This is a genomic window from Vibrio sp. Vb1337 (assembly GCF_033338715.1).
Classification (GTDB): domain Bacteria; phylum Pseudomonadota; class Gammaproteobacteria; order Enterobacterales; family Vibrionaceae; genus Vibrio; species Vibrio alginolyticus.
The window spans coordinates 261,483-279,134 of the sequence record NZ_JAWOTD010000002.1 but is presented as its reverse complement, the minus strand read 5'-3'; the positions used below and the strand labels follow the sequence as shown (position 1 = coordinate 279,134).

Annotated in this window: 15 protein-coding genes; 9 read left to right on the top strand and 6 right to left on the bottom strand. The window is 43.5% G+C overall.

Annotated elements, in window-relative coordinates; all coding sequences use genetic code 11:
• Positions 1-74 precede the first annotated feature (74 nt).
• Positions 75-1,076: an AraC family transcriptional regulator gene (locus tag R7E42_RS02995; protein ID WP_213871424.1), complete on the top strand. Its 1,002-nt coding sequence runs from the start codon at positions 75-77 to the stop codon at positions 1,074-1,076.
• A gap of 89 nt (positions 1,077-1,165) precedes the next feature.
• Here R7E42_RS02995 and R7E42_RS02990 read toward each other — a convergent pair whose 3' ends face one another.
• Positions 1,166-1,855 carry a hypothetical protein gene (locus R7E42_RS02990; protein ID WP_031778833.1) on the bottom strand — a complete coding sequence of 230 codons (690 nt, stop codon included), beginning with the start codon at positions 1,853-1,855 and terminating at the stop codon, positions 1,166-1,168.
• Between the two features lie 12 nt (positions 1,856-1,867).
• Complete coding sequence (locus R7E42_RS02985; RefSeq protein ID WP_064369369.1) at positions 1,868-3,409, bottom strand: hypothetical protein; 1,542 nt, start codon at positions 3,407-3,409, stop codon at positions 1,868-1,870.
• Between the two features lie 366 nt (positions 3,410-3,775).
• On the opposite strand from R7E42_RS02985, the gene R7E42_RS02980 reads away from it, so the two are divergent.
• The gene (locus R7E42_RS02980) at positions 3,776-4,468 is read left to right on the top strand and encodes a response regulator transcription factor (protein WP_005373624.1); all 693 of its coding nucleotides are present in this window, start codon (positions 3,776-3,778) and stop codon (positions 4,466-4,468) included.
• Positions 4,469-4,471: 3 nt separating this feature from the next.
• Positions 4,472-5,794 (top strand): ATP-binding protein, encoded by a 1,323-nt coding sequence (locus R7E42_RS02975; RefSeq protein WP_182039584.1) that lies wholly within the window; start codon positions 4,472-4,474, stop codon positions 5,792-5,794.
• Here the strand turns inward: R7E42_RS02975 and R7E42_RS02970 are convergent.
• The gene (locus tag R7E42_RS02970; RefSeq protein ID WP_318072326.1) at positions 5,775-6,431 is read right to left on the bottom strand and encodes a pyridoxamine 5'-phosphate oxidase family protein; all 657 of its coding nucleotides are present in this window, start codon (positions 6,429-6,431) and stop codon (positions 5,775-5,777) included. The genes R7E42_RS02975 and R7E42_RS02970 overlap by 20 nt on opposite strands.
• Positions 6,432-6,531: 100 nt before the next feature.
• Between R7E42_RS02970 and R7E42_RS02965 the strand changes: the two genes are divergently transcribed.
• Positions 6,532-7,977, top strand: a complete 1,446-nt coding sequence (locus R7E42_RS02965) for a PLP-dependent aminotransferase family protein (RefSeq protein ID WP_017635167.1) — start codon at positions 6,532-6,534, stop codon at positions 7,975-7,977.
• Here R7E42_RS02965 and yjeH read toward each other — a convergent pair whose 3' ends face one another.
• Positions 7,978-9,240 carry an L-methionine/branched-chain amino acid transporter gene (yjeH, locus tag R7E42_RS02960; RefSeq protein ID WP_017635168.1) on the bottom strand — a complete coding sequence of 421 codons (1,263 nt, stop codon included), beginning with the start codon at positions 9,238-9,240 and terminating at the stop codon, positions 7,978-7,980.
• Positions 9,241-9,567: 327 nt separating this feature from the next.
• Here yjeH and R7E42_RS02955 point away from each other — a divergent pair, with 327 nt between their 5' ends.
• From R7E42_RS02955 to R7E42_RS02940, 4 genes are all read left to right on the top strand, one after another.
• Positions 9,568-10,023: an Lrp/AsnC family transcriptional regulator gene (locus R7E42_RS02955; protein ID WP_005373615.1), complete on the top strand. Its 456-nt coding sequence runs from the start codon at positions 9,568-9,570 to the stop codon at positions 10,021-10,023.
• A gap of 40 nt (positions 10,024-10,063) precedes the next feature.
• A complete protein-coding gene (locus R7E42_RS02950) occupies positions 10,064-10,978 on the top strand; it encodes a LysR family transcriptional regulator (RefSeq protein ID WP_017819875.1) in 915 nt (304 codons plus the stop codon).
• Positions 10,979-11,087: 109 nt separating this feature from the next.
• The gene (locus R7E42_RS02945; protein WP_005373611.1) at positions 11,088-11,702 is read left to right on the top strand and encodes a LysE family translocator; all 615 of its coding nucleotides are present in this window, start codon (positions 11,088-11,090) and stop codon (positions 11,700-11,702) included.
• A 329-nt stretch (positions 11,703-12,031) separates the two neighbouring features.
• On the top strand, positions 12,032-12,361 hold the full coding sequence (locus R7E42_RS02940) for a hypothetical protein (RefSeq protein ID WP_005373609.1): 330 nt from the start codon (positions 12,032-12,034) through the stop codon (positions 12,359-12,361).
• A 125-nt stretch (positions 12,362-12,486) separates the two neighbouring features.
• On the opposite strand, the gene R7E42_RS02935 is transcribed toward R7E42_RS02940, so the two are convergent.
• A complete protein-coding gene (locus R7E42_RS02935) occupies positions 12,487-12,708 on the bottom strand; it encodes a hypothetical protein (protein ID WP_005373607.1) in 222 nt (73 codons plus the stop codon).
• 240 nt (positions 12,709-12,948) lie between these two features.
• Positions 12,949-14,382 (bottom strand): glyceraldehyde-3-phosphate dehydrogenase, encoded by a 1,434-nt coding sequence (locus tag R7E42_RS02930; protein ID WP_025767937.1) that lies wholly within the window; start codon positions 14,380-14,382, stop codon positions 12,949-12,951.
• Positions 14,383-14,997: 615 nt separating this feature from the next.
• On the opposite strand from R7E42_RS02930, the gene R7E42_RS02925 reads away from it, so the two are divergent.
• The gene (locus R7E42_RS02925; protein WP_086047506.1) at positions 14,998-17,634 is read left to right on the top strand and encodes an ATP-binding protein; all 2,637 of its coding nucleotides are present in this window, start codon (positions 14,998-15,000) and stop codon (positions 17,632-17,634) included.
• Positions 17,635-17,652 lie beyond the last annotated feature (18 nt).

The window sequence follows — 17,652 nt, the reverse complement described above, 5'->3', positions numbered from 1 at the left end:
TGATCTGAATTTGATTTGCGGCTTTCTTTGTGACAGATTCAATCACTACAGGATTAAATTTGATGTGATTGGTTATGAAAACGGTTCGGTTTATTCGCGCGATGGGCATTCTAAACATGCATAACCTCGCGTTATCTAAATACAATTTGGACTCGGATGAGTTAGGGATCCCAGCATCGGTGTTTCGTAACCCAATGACACTGATCCCGCTAAAAGCCGTTGCGGAATGGTATCGTTGTGTTGAACAAGCCAGTGGTGACCCGGATGTGGTGTTGAGTCTCAGCCGAGGTATTGAACTGCAAAAGCTAGGGCCAGTGGGACGCTGGTTATTCTCCGGCAATGATTTAGCCAGTACCATTCGGCGAGTGAATTATGGTGTGAGCAACCTACAATCAGGGGCGTTTTTTGCTGGCGAACAGTCGGGTAAAATCATCAAATGGACTTACCACAACCCGTTTATAGAAACGTCAGTAAAGGTGCACGATAGTATCCGCTGTGCGGTATTTATGATTAAGGTGTTACGCGAATTTCTTGGCAAAGATTACCAGCCTTTACGTGTCAAGGTTTCAGGCTCGAGAAAAAATACTGAGAGATACCGGGAATATTTCGGCTGCGAGGTGGAATGGAGTCAGCCAAAAACAGAGATATGGATCCCGGGAGATGACCGACTAGCTTCTCGCCAAGTGAGCCATCGAGAAGACAACCGTCTAGCGATGAGTTTTTCCGATTTGGATGATTTGCTTAATATGCCCGACCCAGAAGATGAGTTGAAAGTGATTTATGAAGTGGTGAATTACAGCAGCCATTATGGATTGCCAACGTTAGAGCGCGTTTCTTCTCTGCTTGATTTATCTGAACAGCAGTTTCAACGTCGTTTGCATAAATTAGGACTCAATTTTTCGACGGTTTCTGGCTATGTATTGAGTAATATTGCAGCTGGTTTGTTGAGTAAGCGCGTGAGTATTGATGACATTGCCACGCGCCTTGGTTACACCAATGTGGCGAGCTGCAATCGTATGTTTAAGAAACATCGTGGATTAACGCCCAAGCAGTATACGGGAAGATTAGAGAAGTAGTGCTCCACTTATCTCTATGAGTACAAGCAATAAAAGCCCTCAAAAAAGTAGAGGGCTTTGTTATTTTTTTGTGTCGTTTTATGTGGTGGCTATTTCTTAGGACGCCAACTTAGTGCACTTGCAACAGCGCCGATGGCAATTACATCCTTTTTTTGTTCGCTAAGTTCAGGGAGCATCTGTACCGCAATGGTACCGTTCGTCTGCACTGCGGCAATTTCTTGTGTGCCTTCCTTAAAGCTATAACCCAATGGAATGTCTACCGCCATCATGGCGTCAGGACTAGTATGTACAGTTTCTACATTAAAGTGGGTGCTACCAATACGCACTACGCCTGTCTCTTTTTTCTCAAAGCTGATGTCGATGAGAGCGGATTTTGGCTCCATCGCAAACTCACCGACTTTTTTACCATCTTGAGTAATGTCACAGGTGTAAGGATCATTCCCACCAAAATCGACGCCCATGTAGTTAACCGACATACCGCCTCCAGTGCAGTTCAAAAGCCAAGTTTCCCCGCTGTCGATACGAGTCACTTCTGCGCCCATTGAACCTTCTTTGAAAGAGATACGGTTAAACCAACTTGAGTTAGAAGCACTGCGTGAATACTTGCCTTTGTACTTACCAGCAAAATCAAAATGGCCATCCGCACCGAATCCCCAAAAATCACCGTCGGTTTTGATCAGCATTTCTGGTTGTGCTTTTACGGCATCAGTACGATCCATGACGGCTAGGCCACCACAACCAGCAAGGAGCAAGGGAGCGAATAGAATAAGTTTCTTCATGTTTTTCATTTTTTATAGCTTGGTTACATCTAGGGTTTGGTCGGTGAATTGGATGTTCTGAATGTCGTACAACTCGTCAGTGCCTGTACTCGGGCACTCAACAGAAACGCTCTTTGCTTTGATAACAGTACATTCCGCCAGTTTGTGTGGCACTATATAGGTGTTGATACCGCCTTCACCATAAATGCTGTTGTCTTTGCTGTTGCCTTCAAAAGTATTGTTTTGATCATTACCGATCACATTCATCGCGTCGCCGCCAATGATCTTCACTTTTGTTAGCCACTGAGATTTGTAGGTGTACGCTTCTATCAAACCGTCTTTGTTGGGAGCCATACGGAAGGTAGGTACTGTGCCTGGACTTGTCTTTTCTGTGTAGAGCTTGACGCCCGCAGAGTCGATATTCGCGGTATATTGCAAGTATCCGTGGAATAAGCCACTGATCCAATCAACGGCTTGTGGATCTTGGGTTTGCATTTCTTCACGCGTTAACGCTTGGTAGCCATCTAAACCATGTCCGTTTGCTTTTGCTACACCCATGTAAGCTTCAAAAGCGGCAGCAAAATATTCGTGAGAATATGAAGGGCCCGTTTGTTTCACACTTTCAGGATCGAAGTCGTCCGATTTCCAATCGTCCCAGTCATACTGAGTAGGGCGCCACACCGTCGGTTTGCCCGATTGAATATCGTTATAGATGCTTAACGCATGAGCTTGAATGTCATTTTGCAGTGCCGCAGTCGCCGTGTTAGGTGCAATACCTTGCGCTTGGACCAAGTGTAAAATTTCTTCAAAAGCGGCGTCTCGTTCGGCTTTTTTACCAAGATTGGCGCAGTAATCGGCAAAATTACTCATGTAATGGCAATCGCCTTCAACTGTCAGTTCTCGATACATTAAAGATTGGCTATTCCTTAGCCAGTTTGGTGTTTCTTTACTAGTTACTAATGTTGACGCGATAGATGTGACAAGTGTATCCATATCATCTTCGTTAAGTACCATCATGCTTACAACAAACTTTTCTAGAGAACTCGTATCAAAAGAGTGTGCTAAGCCCGAGCTTGTAACTGCATCGTTCAATTTGCCTTGGCGAATCAGTTCGTTGATAAAGATTTTGGTTAGCATCTCATCATTCTGTTCGTCGTTTTCGGTCAGCATTAGTGTGGCATCACGCTCGGCTAATGTCTTAGCGATACGAGACTTGTCAGCACCGTACTTAGAGTCTGGTTGGTTTGTGAGAAGGTGTTGGATGATTTTGGCTGCACGAAAGATTTTTTCATTATTCGCACCGTCATCAACAGCCACAATGTGAAATGTATCGTTGTTGTTTGCTTCGGAAAGGGAGATTTTCACATAGTGGGTGAAGCCAGCATCAGCAGCCACTTTTAACTTGGCTGGAAACTCTGTAGAAACGACAGTTGGGATTGTGACAGTGCTCAATGTTGGCATTGGTGGTGGTGGAGGTGTTGTTTTCGATGGTTTCGGATTAGATTCACTGCCGCCACAAGCAGTTAGACTTATCGCGCAAAATATGGCTAAAGGTGTTAATTTGGAATATCTCATTTCATGTTACTCGTAGACTTTATTAGAGCAAGAAACTTAGAAGCAACATAAAGTCCTGTCTATATAAGCAAACTAAGTCATATATGTTGATATTGTTTTTTGGTAAGACCTATTATTCGATACATTTAAAAATATAGTGGATTTTTATTCCGAATTTTATTTTCTATGTGAAGCTATATTCTGGTAATGAATAAAACCTCAGGTTATTGCATGGTTTTAGGGGTATAGAATGATTAGGATTATCGTATATGTATGGTTTGTAAGCGTATGTAAGCCTGCGTTTTATTAAAATTATCATTTAAGTAGGTTGCGCAGTATAGGACGAGCGATATACTCCCTCCATCATATTGGTGGAGTAAATGATTCATGGTGGGTAATACAATCTTACTGGTAGAAGACGACTCTGAGATTGCTCGATTAACCAAAATGTACCTCGAAGCCGAAGGATATACGGTAACTGTCATCGATAACGGTCAAAATGCATTAGAAACGATTAAGGGGCTCAAGCCGGACCTAGTGCTGTTAGATTTGATGTTACCAGGAAAAAATGGCGCAGAAATATGCCAAGAGGCGCGTAAGTTTTATCATGGTATTATCATTGTTTTGACTGCGACCGATGATGAAATGAGCGAGGTGAGCTTATTTAAGTTTGGTGCTGATGATTACCTTACCAAACCGATAAAAGGCAATATCCTTCTCGCCCGTATTGAAGCAGCGTTGCGTCGCTATTGTCGTCAAGTTGATATCGTTGAAGAAGAAAAGCTGAGCCGATATGGCATTAGTCTTTGTCTTCGTCGCTCCCAGGCATTTTATTTGCAAAAAGATATTGGTTTAACGAGTTCTGAGTTTGAAATTTTAGAGCTCCTGATGCTGAATGTCGATAAGCCAGTATCTCGTGAATCATGTTGCCGTCTTGCCCGAGGCATTGAATACTGTATTACTGATCGCTCGATTGATATGCGTATATCCTCACTAAGGAAGAAATTCTCTAAGGCTCATATCCATACGGCTACCATTAAAACCATACGCCACCACGGCTACATGCTGACAGGTAAATGACGCATGTTTTCCCTGTTTACTCGTCTATATGTGGGGTTAGTAACTGGCCTTGCGCTGACTGTTGCTTTGTTTCTCTTTATGGGGGAAGAGTACATGCGCAAAACAGAAGTCGGTGTTTTTTTGAGTGATGGTGCTTATTTTGTCGATCAATACATTGAGCAACGAGGCACTCCGGATTCTCTCTACAAGAAGTTAACCGAAAACGGCAAGCAAGATTTCTTTATCTTTGATTTAACATTGGTTGAAAACTGGGACGGATCACCGCCTTGTCGAGATTGTAATCTGTTGTACCGAATGCAAGGGATACCTGTTTATCTTATTGACGGCAGTACCTATGCTGCGGTATTCCCTTTGCCTAACACTTCGAAGAGTTTAGTTTTCAAAGAAAAAACGGACTTCTTTAGCCCACACGTTGATTGGAATGAAGATTCTGAGATTGTATTTATACTTACTCTGCTTTTGGTTGTTGTATGCAGTTTAGGCATTATGGTTTACATACCTGTACGACGTCTTGACCGCCAAATTCGGCAATTAACGGCTGCGCAACAACAATTTGGTTCTGGTGAGTTGAATACGCGAGTCGATCTAAAGCAATTTTCGCAACCCGTAAAAGAGCTCGCCCAAGGCTTCAACTGCATGTCTGAAGAGATTGAGAGACGAGTGCGCCAAACACACATCTTTACTCAAGCTATTCCTCATGAAGTGCGCACTCCGCTGAGTCGTATTCAGCTAGCGACGGATTTAGCTCGACGCACGAGTGGTGAAATGCAGGCAGAGTTACATGACGATATTGAACGATACGTTGATGTCGTGACGGATTTAACATCCGACATCGTCATGCTGTCTCGCTTGAGTGTGAAAAACCACTCATGGATCGATTCTGTTGAAACCATGGAACTGCCACTTTGGTGTAAAAGCCGCATGAATTACCTAGGCTTAGAGTCCGCCATGTTGAGAGCAGAAAATGAACTCGCGAACCGATTGATTCACTTTCAGCCTACTTTGGGTAACCTCGTCCTCGATAATTTACTGCAAAACGCCAAGCGTTACGGTGAATCCTGCGTTGAGGTGACGATTCGAACGGTAGCGGATTGCTGGAGCATCGATATTGAGGACGATGGTCCGGGCATCCCTGAGGCGATGCGAGAAGAAGTATTTATGCCATTTTCGCGCTTAGACAAAAGCCGCAACGCCGACATGAAAGGCTTTGGTTTAGGGCTTGCCATCGCTACCAGTGCAGCGCGGCAACTGGGGTGGGAGCTTTCTGTCGGCGAGAGTCACTTAGGCGGCGCACGTTTTACGGTGCTTATTCCTGCCAACGGTTAGAGTAGGCACTGCGGTAGTCTGGCTTTGCGATACCTTCATACAAATCGTCACAAGCTTGCAGCGGACCTACGACGGTTTGGTAGGGTAGGACACCTGCCCAAACAGGGATGTCCATGTCTTCCGCATCGTCGTTGACGCCAAAATTGCTGATTTTCACCGATGCTTCTGTGAGTGGAATACGCAGCAGCATGGTGGCTTTGAGTTCTTTTTCATTACTCAAACGGATTTGTTCTGTTCTCCCCGGAGCGATCTGTTCAATAAAGTGATTCAGCAACCTGTCTTTCTCTTGGTTATCTTCCACCACCTCAAACTGGCCAAAGACCACAGCACTGCGATAATGCGCACTGTGGTGAAACGCACTTCGAGCCAATACCCAACCATCAAACAAAGTAAAGGTTAAGCACGTTTGCACTCCTTGTTTGAGTGAGCGTAACAGTCGACTGTTGTTGGCACCATGGATATACACGTAATCATCGACACGCCATGCCAGCATAGGGATGACCACAGGGCCTGACTCGTTGGTTATCGCAATATGAGCGATTAGGCTTTCATCTATGATGGCGTGCAGTTTGCTAACATCAGAGACGGCTTTATGTGCGCCTTTCTTAATTTCCGTTCTATTGGTGTTGGATAGCATTTTCTCTCCTTGTTTGCTCACGATTACGAGCGATTGATCCTCATTCTTTGATTGCAATGTAGCGTTTAACTGGTAGCTTAAAGAGAGCCAGTTTTAACTAATGGATGGATCCAGTTTGTCTTTGATTGATATCGGTGACCTACATTTAAAAGACAGTGAAGGAACGCGTCAGCAAGCGTTGTTTTTGGCTATTCGCAAGAAAATTGTTCAAGGACTGTGGGTGAAGAATGGGAAGCTGCCTTCTACGCGGAAGCTTTCACAAGAGCTTAATCTAAGTAGGAATACCGTGATTTCTGCCTACGAACAGTTAGTGGCGGAAGGGTACTTGAACAGCCAAAAAGGTTCTGGCTTTTATGTTGCCGTAGAACTGCCAGAGCAGTACTTGCCTGAACCTAGTTCAGTTCAGAGAGACTCATCACCGAAAGCTCACTTTGATATCAACCGCGCATTTGCACCGGGTGTGCCGGATTTGGACGCATTTCCGATGGCGCAATGGCAAAAGTTACTCACTCGCCATATGTCTCGTACTTGCTTGTTGGGGAATCAAGATATTCAGGGTAGTTGGGCATTGCGCTGTGCTTTAGCTGACTACCTCGCATCAAGCCGTTCAGTGAATTGTTCTCCAGAGCGCATTATTATTACCTCTGGGGCGCAGCAAGCGTTGTCGATTGCGACGATGGTAGTGCTCAAACAAGGTGATAAGGTTCTGATGGAGCAACCAGGTTACGCGCAAATGCGGAAGTTGATTCAGTTCCAAAACTATCAATTTGAGCCTTTGTTCGTAACAGAGAAATTAGGTTTTGATGTGGAAGCGGTGACCTCAAGCGATGCCGATGCGCTGTATATTACACCAAGTAATCAATATCCGATGGGTACCACACTCAATACCGAGCAAAGAGGAAAGATCATCAACTGGGCGGTCGAACAATCAAGTTGGATCATCGAGGATGATTATGACAGCGAATTTCAGTTTGCTCATCGTCCCTATACCAGCTTACAGGGGCTAGCAGCTCAAATGGGTCGAGATGATCGTGTGTTGTATGTGGGCTCCTTCAGTAAAGTGATGTTTAACGGATTGCGGCTTGGCTACCTTGTAGTTCCTGAACGTTTAGTAGAGCAATGCTTAGTGGTTAAGGATGCGTTAAGTGGTGATTCGCCGACGCATACACAAGAAGCATTGGCAGACTTTATTACTGAAGGTGGGTTATTACGTCATATTCGAAAAATGCGTCGACTGTACAAAACTAAGCATGAACAGATGCATGTATCCATTCAACAGCATTTTGGCGACCGTGTTTGCGTCGTTAGCCAAGCGGCGGGGCTTCATGTTACGTTGAAATGGCAAGACGGTATGGATGAGCAGCGTTTTATAAAACTAGCAGAGCATGAAGGGATCATCTTGCGACCTTTGAGCTATTATGAACACCCAGATTTTCAAGCACGTCACTGGCATGGTGCCGTGCTTGGTTACGGCAATATCGCGTTAGAGAACATAGACGCTGGTATCCAACGTTTAGCTCACATATTTCGAAATGGGAAGCGATGACTATTCAACTACACGTGTTTGTCGCTTATGTCGCCACTGTTTCCAAGGCAGTAAAAGTAGAGTAAAAATGCCAAGTGCATAAAACATTGACCAGCCTAAACATATAAAAACACCGGTACAAAGCAGTAGGGACAGTCCCGCAAGTGTTTTACCAAATCCTCGAAGCAATTTAAAAGCGGCTAACATCGCCAACATGTAAACCAGAACGAATACACTGTTTGCGAGTTTTAGGAAAAACTCCAGATCGAGCTGTGATAGGGTTCCTATCACACAAGATATCAATAATATACCGCCAACTAATATGGTGGCTGAGAAAGGGACACCACGACGCGAAATCTTGGCTAGTGGACTAGAAGGACGATGTTCACGAGCTTGAGCCCAGACCATTCGCGCTAGGCTCTGTGTGTATAAGTTAACGCTCGCGAAACAAGCGGAGAAACCTATCAAGCTGATTATCCATTTGGCTCCATCGCCTAGTAGTTGGGCACTAAGCCAGGGGATGGATGCGTTATCAAATTGAGCGTTACCATACGCGCCAAATTTTAAAATAACGACAGAGCATGCCCAATAGGTAGCCCCTGCTACAAAACAACCGACCACAATGGCAATAGGGAAATCTCTTTGAGGGTTTTTGAACTCTTCCCCCATATGGGCAAAAGCCTCTATGCCAACAAAACACCAGAACATCACGCCTAACGCTGCGGTAATAGGCCAAATTGACTCTTGTGTGATGGCGGGCATCACAAGATCGGCGCTGTTAACGTCGCCTTTCCATAAAAATGCGCCAACAAGTGCGAAGACACTCAAAGCAATAAGAGTTTGTAAATGGCCTGATGATTTTGTGCCCATCAAGTTGACGAACACAAGAAGTACTACCGTGAGAACTTGTGCAAACAGATTGTTGCTAATAGGCTCTGGCAATATTTGTTGTAGAAAGCCTGCGGCGAGTGCAATCGCGGCCGGAACCCCTACCGGAATGACACTAACAAATAGCCAAGCGACACTACTTTCCAGCTTGGCGTTAAAGGCTTTGCGTACAAAAAAGGCTGTTCCGCCCGCGTTGGGGTATCGTTTACCCAGTTGAGCAAAAGTCAGCGCAATAGGACAAATCGCGATGAACAATAAAATCCAAGCCCATAGTGAAAAATGGCCAGCTATACCTGCTGCGATAGCCGGGATCATAAACAGCCCCGTTCCCATTAATGTGGTGGATAACTGTGCGATACCTGATGTGAGTGAAATGTCTTTTTTGAGCTCTTCCATGCGAATTGATTCATCCAATGTTATGAGGGTTATTGCGAAAAAGCTTGTGGCTTCTGGTTATTTCGTTTTATGTGTTTAAGCGATGCTATTTATGTGCTGAGTACTTAAGGTGGGAATTTGATTTCAATGTGTTATCTATTTTCTGTTGAAATGGATAACAGCACTCATCTCATGCCCGCCAAATAGCATATCCAAAATGTTAATAACAAAATGATTTACTAAACCGTCAATATGACGGTTGTTTTAAATAATTCCAACAAAATGTTGGTTTCTTATGCAGTTAGAATCGGTATAGAATGAGAAAAATAAGGAAAGCTTGGTAACGGTATGGACAAGTTTGATCATAAGATTGTGGATCTGCTCAGGCACAACGCTCGGCTGTCGGTGACTGAAATTGCGGATAAAGTAAACCTTTCTCGTTCTGCGGTAACGGCCCGTATTCGTAAGCTAGAGCATGACAAAGTGATTCTAGGGTATCACGCTGAAATTGCGCCTTCGGGTGGGGATTCGATTTGCGCCTATTTTGCCTTAAAGTTCGATAAATCAACCTCTACGTATTATTGCGAATCATACGCGGACGAGTTATACAAAATTGATGGCGTAAAATGGTGTCATGCGATCAGCGGTGAGACGGACATGATGGTTTTTGTCGAAGTGCCTACGATGGCTCGCTTGAACGAAATCAGAGATCAAATTCAACGATATCCAGAGCTTCGAAACCTGATGACTCATACCGTCTTAGCTGAATTCTTTAACACGACTGGGAACCTGTTTGTGAAGTGACCATGAATGGATGCTATGTTGAAAACCCTTCTGAGCGAATATGTTAAACAACATTAATTTGAATCTACTTAGATCCTTGCATGTACTTTTAGAGGAGTGTCATGTCAGCCGGACCGCAGACCGTTTGCACATTACGCAGTCTGCCGTCAGTCGACAGCTTGCACAATTGCGCGATCTGTGTGGTGACCCACTGCTTATTCGTCAAGGTAATCAACTGATACCAACGCCACGAGCAATAGCGTTAAAATCAAAGCTTGATGCATTACTGGCTGAGTTTGACCATTTACTCGATGACCAACCTTTTGAGCCGCGGCAGTGGCAAGGTGAGCTTGTTATTGCTTCTAGTGACTACGTGGCGCAATACGTATTGCCCGATATTGCCTCTCACTTGGGTGAACAAGCGCCACAGCTAGATATGGCGTACCGACTGTGGCAACCCAACTTTCTTGATAAACTTCATGAGACGGGCATCCATATCGCGTCTTCTATGTATCCAGAAAAACCACAGAGTGTGTCGAGCGTTAAAATTGGTGAGGATTCATCAGTTTGTTTGATGAAATCTTCTCATCCGTTAGCAAAGCAGGACCAGATCAGTATTGAAGACTTGATTTCATATTCACACATCAAAGTGACTGGCGGCGGAGACAAAGATTCCTACACTGATTTAGCATTGAAAGAGCTAGGGCACACCCGCCACGTTACCTTTAAGGTTCCATTCTTCTCTGCTGCGATCAATCGCTTAGTTGCAAGCGAGCACCTGATGGTGGCTCCTGAACATATTGCCGTTAACCTCGCTAAGCATTGGGACTTAACCCATAAAGCATTACCACTCGAAACACCTATTCATCAATATTGGTTAATGTGGCATCCCAAATACGACACGGATCCTGCGCATAAATGGGTGCGAGAAGAGATTCGCTCAGTAATGCAAATCTCTGAATATTCCATTCGCTAATACGTACATCGTTTAGCTATGACTTGAAGTCATGATTAGTATGAATAACTTTGATTTCTAATTATACCTCTTCCGTTGATAGAGTGAGCTTCAAAGAGGGGAAATTCTTATGACACTAACAGTTTGGTTATCACTTTTTACCGTGTGTTTATTAGGGGCTATGTCACCAGGTCCCAGCTTAGCTATTGTCGCTAAGCACTCGTTGGCTGGTGGACGTATCAATGGATTAGCTACGGCTTGGGCTCATGCGTTTGGCATTGGTATATATGCGTTTATTACCTTGATTGGTCTCGCTGTTGTTTTGCAGCAAAGCCCGATGCTGTTCAAGACGATTAGCCTTGTGGGTGCGGCATATCTTGCGTATTTAGGGTTTAATGCTTTGCGTTCAAAAGGTGGTGTGGCTGCGAAGTTGGAGTCAGGTGAGGAGACAACGGTAATCCAGTCTGCGCGAGAAGGCTTTTTTATCTCGATTTTAAGTCCCAAAATTGCTTTGTTTTTTATCGCATTATTCAGTCAGTTTGTCGCGCTCGGTAATGATTTGAGTAATCAGATGATCATTGTTGCCACGCCGTTTGTTGTGGATGGGCTTTGGTACACCTTTATTACCCTAGTGCTATCGAGCTCTAAAGTCGTTGACAGAATTCGCTCTAAGGCAGTGTTGATTGATCGTTTGTCAGGGGTAGTACTCATGCTGCTGGCTCTTAGAGTGGTCGTAACGGTATAGACAAGCTCGCAAGACAGAAATACTAAAAGCAGCCCGTGTGGCTGCTTTTTTGTCTACTCTCAGTAACCCTTACACAATTTACGTAATTCTGACGCTAAACGTTGCTAAAATTAATATTATCAATAGTGTTACTTTGGTTCATATTCTCATTTGCTGTGAAAGCTACTTTCCAACGCATTGTTATAATGAGAACGATAGCCACTTAACGTTAATACTAACAGTGTCGCATATTAAGTCGAGAGTGCTTTATTGGATAAAAACGGACTTTCCTCTTACTTACCCTATGAAAGGGGTAGAGACTTCATGACCGTTTAGAAGGTGAGAGCAATATGCAAAGAATAGTAGATTTAGCTCCAGTAGTAATTTTGACCAGTGTTTGCAGCGTTGCTTGGATATTCTTTTCAACAAAGAGCATTTGGGTGTTTTTTGAACTGTTTGTATTTACGATGCTTGGCTTTGGCCTTTTGTACGGGTTACTACAAAAGGCTGATCCTAAACACTTTGACTTTGTTTTAAATCACATCGATGAAATTAAGAAGGAAGGCAAAGATGCTTGCCTAAGCGGCGCTCCGAAAGAATCCAACCCATACTCTGGTGTCGATGGTGATTTATGGGAGGCTGGTTACACAGCCTCCTACAACAAAAAGATAAAGCAATAAACCGCTAGGTGCTTATTCAACATTGTGCTTTTCAAAAAAGCACCCTGCCATTTTAAGGACAGGGTGAAAGCAAGAAGTTTCTCAGGAGCGGTCGGGGGAGAGAAACTCATCTAAATCTTATTTACTTACCGGCGAACCTCTTCAAATTCACCTTCAATCGCATCTGCTTTACCTGTATTAAACTCATACTCTTCGTGCATTTCTCTCTGCATTTTCTTGACGCGCTTTTCAATACGCTTGCCGGTAATTAATGCTGCGATGGTCAACGGAATCGCAATGATCAAGCTAAATACTAACGTAAAAAAGCCGGTAATCAGTGCTAGTGCAGTTACAATAATCCGATTCATAATCATGACCTCTCTGTAATTTATGTGCTCAGATTAATGCTGTGAACATGAACAAAACATGAATGCTGACGTTCACTTTGTCCGGAGAGTGTCAAATGAATGAAACGAAAAAACGCCTGAGGGTGATCAGGCGTATAAACGGGGAAAAATATTAGTAATGCGCATGGCGCTTATTATTTAGAACAAATATGAGATATTGTCCGCTACGCTATGTGGTTAACGTTGTGGAGCAAAGTTCACCTATCGAGGGAATGTTTGGTAACGAACACCCATCATTTGTTCCATACAGTGCACAACTTGGCAGCTGTAACCGAATTCGTTGTCGTACCAGATGTAAAGTACACAACGCTTGTCTTGTGCGATAGTCGCTTGACCATCTACGACGCCTGCATGGCGAGAGCCAACTAAGTCAGTTGATACAATTTCTGTTGAATCGGTGTAGTCAATCTGTGCCGAAAGCTCAGAGTTCAACGCCATTTCACGCAAGTAATCGTTCAGTGAATCACGGTCTACGTCTTCACCTAAGTTTAGATTAGCGACTGCCATAGAAACGTTTGGTGTCGGTACGCGTATCGCGTTGCCTGTTAGCTTGCCTGCAAGCTCTGGCAATGCTTTAGCAACTGCTTTTGCCGCACCTGTTGAAGTCAGAACCATGTTTAGTGAAGCACTACGTCCGCGACGGTCACCAGAGTGGAAGTTGTCGATCAAATTTTGGTCGTTTGTGTATGAGTGCACGGTTTCAATATGGCCAGAAAGAACACCATATTTATCGTTCAGAGCCTTAAGGACTGGCGTGATTGCATTTGTTGTACAGCTTGCCGCAGAGATGATGGTGTCATCTTCTTTAATTACCGACTCATTTACACCGAAGACAACGTTTTTGATGTCACCTTTACCTGGTGCTGTTAGCAGTACTTTCTCTGCGCCTTTACACGCTAAGTGTTGGCTCAGGCCTTCAGAATCACGCCAAACACCTGTGTTATCAACAACTAGCGCGTTATTGATACCGAAAGCTGAGTAATCCACTTCGCTTGGGTTATTTGCGTAGATGATTTGGATGTAGTTGCCGTTAACGATCAGTGCTTTACGCTCTTCATCGATAACAATGCTACCGTTGAACTGACCGTGAACTGAGTCACGACGCAGCAAGCTAGCACGCTTCTCCAAATCGCCTTTTTTACCGCCACGAACCACAATCGCACGTAGTCTTAGTGGGTAACCTGGACCACTTTTCTCAATGAGAAGGCGAGTAAGTAGTCGACCAATGCGACCGAACCCGTAAAGAACCACATCACGCGCTTTCAATGAAGAATCTGCGTCGCGAGCGCCATCAAGTGCAGTGATAAGGAAATCGTTTAGAGAGCTTGTATCGTCATGTTCATTCCAGTACATAGTTGCCAATTGGCCAACATCGACACGGCATGAAGAAATGCTCATTTCACAAAGAGCTTGAATAATAGGCATCGTGTGCTCAAGCGAAAGTGGGTTACCGGTATAACGTCTTGCAACGCGATGAGTTTTGAGAATGTCTATAGTAGTAGCATTAATAAGCGTTTTACCAAACAGAACCACTTCGATTCCTTTTTGACGATATAGCTTACCAATTAGAGGGGAAATAGATTCAGCAATCGTTTGGCTAGTTTGCCAGTCTTGGAGATATTTCTCTGGACTCATTGTTGTATTAGACCTTTCACGTTTTGGGGGCTAACCATACTCTCTGTTGTTGCCTCTTCGGCAGCGTGCAAGAGTGTGGTGGGTTATGTAATCGGGTTGTAATAGTTATGTGTGCGGATTCTAAGGTCGGAGTCCTTATTCTGCTAGGAAAATTAAATCCAGTGTAAAACACTACTTAAGGGGACGTTAGTGGTGGATTAATGTGACTAAAGCAGTGGTTTTCACGTATTGACATTTAGAAAGTAACTTACTTTTTTTGCGATGATAACGTTTGCTTTCAAATTAGTTTTGTTGACAAAAATGGATATTTTGCATTTTTGTGTGATTTGACTCGATAAGGCAACTCAATAGGTAAACATACAATAGATGATTTCCTGAAAAGTGATGCGACTCTTAGTTGTGAGTGAAACTTTATTGTTTGCATCCAACTTTAAGATCAAAAAATATGACTTAAATCACAATTGCCACTTCATTAGCCGATGATAAAACACTCACAATAACCATAATCTAGGTAGGTGAATGTTGTTTGAAAGTAACAATGTCGTATATGCCTTTCAATGCGGGAAACTAGTCTAATATTAAATAAACGGATGAAATCAACCATTAGGCTGATGGATGTTGAGATTATCAATAAAAACACGCTTAGCACTCCTCGCACTATTACCCGCTGTGGTAATCGTGGTATTTGCAGTTCAGCAGTTTTCTGATAATGCGTTGCGCGTGAGCCGTCTCAATCAAACGGTTAGCAATATTCAAGGTTTCCAATTGATATCCAAGGCCTCCCACTTTATTTACTCCATAGAGAAAGTACGCCGACAGCCTGATCTTCAAGTCTCTGCAGCCATTAATATTGAAGAACAAGGTGAAGTTATTTCTTCTTTGCATCAAAAGTTTGTGAGTAACCCTAATACTGCTGAGTATGCTGATGAACTGAAAGAAGCCATGCTGGGGGTATTGTCAGGTAGATTGAGTGAGATGGACGACCTGGGTGATTGGGCATTTCAACAGCTCCAAAATATGTCGCGCTCTTTGTTGCAAAATCATCAATGGTATGGCAGTGACGATGGCATTCGCATGCAAAATTTTATTGCCTACCTTGCTCAGCTCTCTTTTTGGACACAGAAAGAAGCTTGGCTGACGAACCGTTTAGTCCAAGACCCTAAGAGTCGGCTAAGTCAAAGTATGTTTTATCAGGCGATTGACCGACAGCAGCAAAATTTGGATGCGTTTTTAAACTTAGGTGGGTCATACGAGCAAGTGGATAAATTGCTTGGCTTGTTTACTTCGCCGAGATATCAGAGAAACTTGGCGTCTCGCGGACAATTAATGTCAGGAGACATGTCACAAAGTGACTACGCCGCGTATTTAAAAGAACTCGATTTTCGTGTGCAGCGCTTACAAGTGCTCATCGATGGGTTCACCAAACAAACTGAGCAGTCGCTTCTCACGCAGGTTCATGAACAAAAGGCCAATATAGCCATGATCAGTTTTGGCGTTGCCTTAGTGGTTATCCTGCTTTGTTGGCTCGGATTTAGTACTTGGTTCCGCGTTAACAGCAAACTCGATGCGATCATTCATACTTTAAACGCGTTGATCAACTCCGAAGAGAAGCAAACAAAAGTCAAAGTTGATGGAAGTGATGAACTGACCATTTTTGCTCAGCAAGTGAATCGAGTGGTTGAAGAAATGCAGAGACAAACTGAAGAAATACTGCATGCAAAAGAGTCAGCAGTATCGGCTAATCGTGCAAAATCTGTGTTTCTTGCCAACATGTCACATGAAATCCGCACGCCCCTTAACGGGATCATGGGCATGACAGAAATACTCTCTCAAAGTGAGTTGTCTTCGCATCAACAAGAAGTTGTTGATGACATTGACTCCTCATCTCAAACGCTGCTTACTTTACTTAACGATATATTGGATCTCTCTAAAATCGAGTCTGGACGATTGGAGCTGTCACTAGTAGAAGCGGATATCCGAGAAGTCGTGTATCAGTCGATGATTTTATTCCAATCCAAAGCAACATCTAAACAGCTAAAGTTAGGTATTAATTTAGCTGAAAATATCCCCATTCGCGTGATGGTCGATGATCATCGTGTCAAACAGGTAGTTACGAATCTGGTATCGAATGCGGTTAAGTTTACCGAAAGTGGGCATGTATGCGTTGATGTTAGTTATGAGGAGTTACTTGAGAAAGAACGTGGAGTGCTGACGTTTAAAGTAGAAGATACCGGAATAGGCATTGATCAAGATAAGTTAACCACGATTTTTGAACCCTTTACTCAGGAAGATGAAGGAGTGTCGAGGCAATTTGGCGGTACAGGGTTGGGTTTGGCAATTTGTTGTCAGCTTGTGTCGATGATGGGGGGCAAGCTCGTAGCAACATCTACAAAAGGAGTGGGCACATGCTTTGAATTCTCGATTGAGGTTGAAGCAATTCCGGTGTTTGGCTGGCGTTCGGAGGTGATTAATAAAGGGCTTTTGATCTGCTCAAATTACGACTACGCCGACCAAGTATTAAAAGAGTGTCGCTTAGCGAAAATCAATCTCTTTGGTGTTAATAATGTGAATGAAGTGCAAGCGATAAATGATGACTTTGATGTCATATTTCTGTGCCACAGTAACGACGCTAATACCGATGAAATCTTGGATAATCTATCCTTTAATTACGATCTTCGCCGTGTGATTATTTGCCAGCATCATTTATCCACTCCCTACGAAAATGCAGAAAAAGTACATGCCGTACTCACATTACCTTTCCTTGGCAATCGATTTAAGCATGTCATTGATGATTTAGCTAAGGTTGAAAAGACTATATCAAGTGACAATGTCACCAATAATGTTGTCAGCTCTGAATATCGAGCGTCGCGCTCTCATCGGAGGATCTTAATTGCGGAGGATAATTTGATGAACCAGAAAATAGCGAGTTTTTTTCTGGATAAAGCAGGTTATGACTATTTGATAACAAGCAACGGTCAAGAAGCGTTAGAAGCCATCACAAAGGGAGAAGAATTCGATGCAATTTTAATGGACTGCATGATGCCCGTGATGGATGGACTGACCGCGACGAAAGAAATTCGTCGTTGGGAAAAGAAAGCAGGACGTGAAAAAACGATGATTATCGCACTCACTGCGAGTGTTTTGGAAGAAGACATCCACAACTGTTTTGCGGCAGGCATGGATGCTTATTTACCTAAGCCGTATAAATCGAACCAGTTATTTGAGCTCTTTAGTGAATTAAAACTCGCCTAGCTAACATTTCAACTTAGA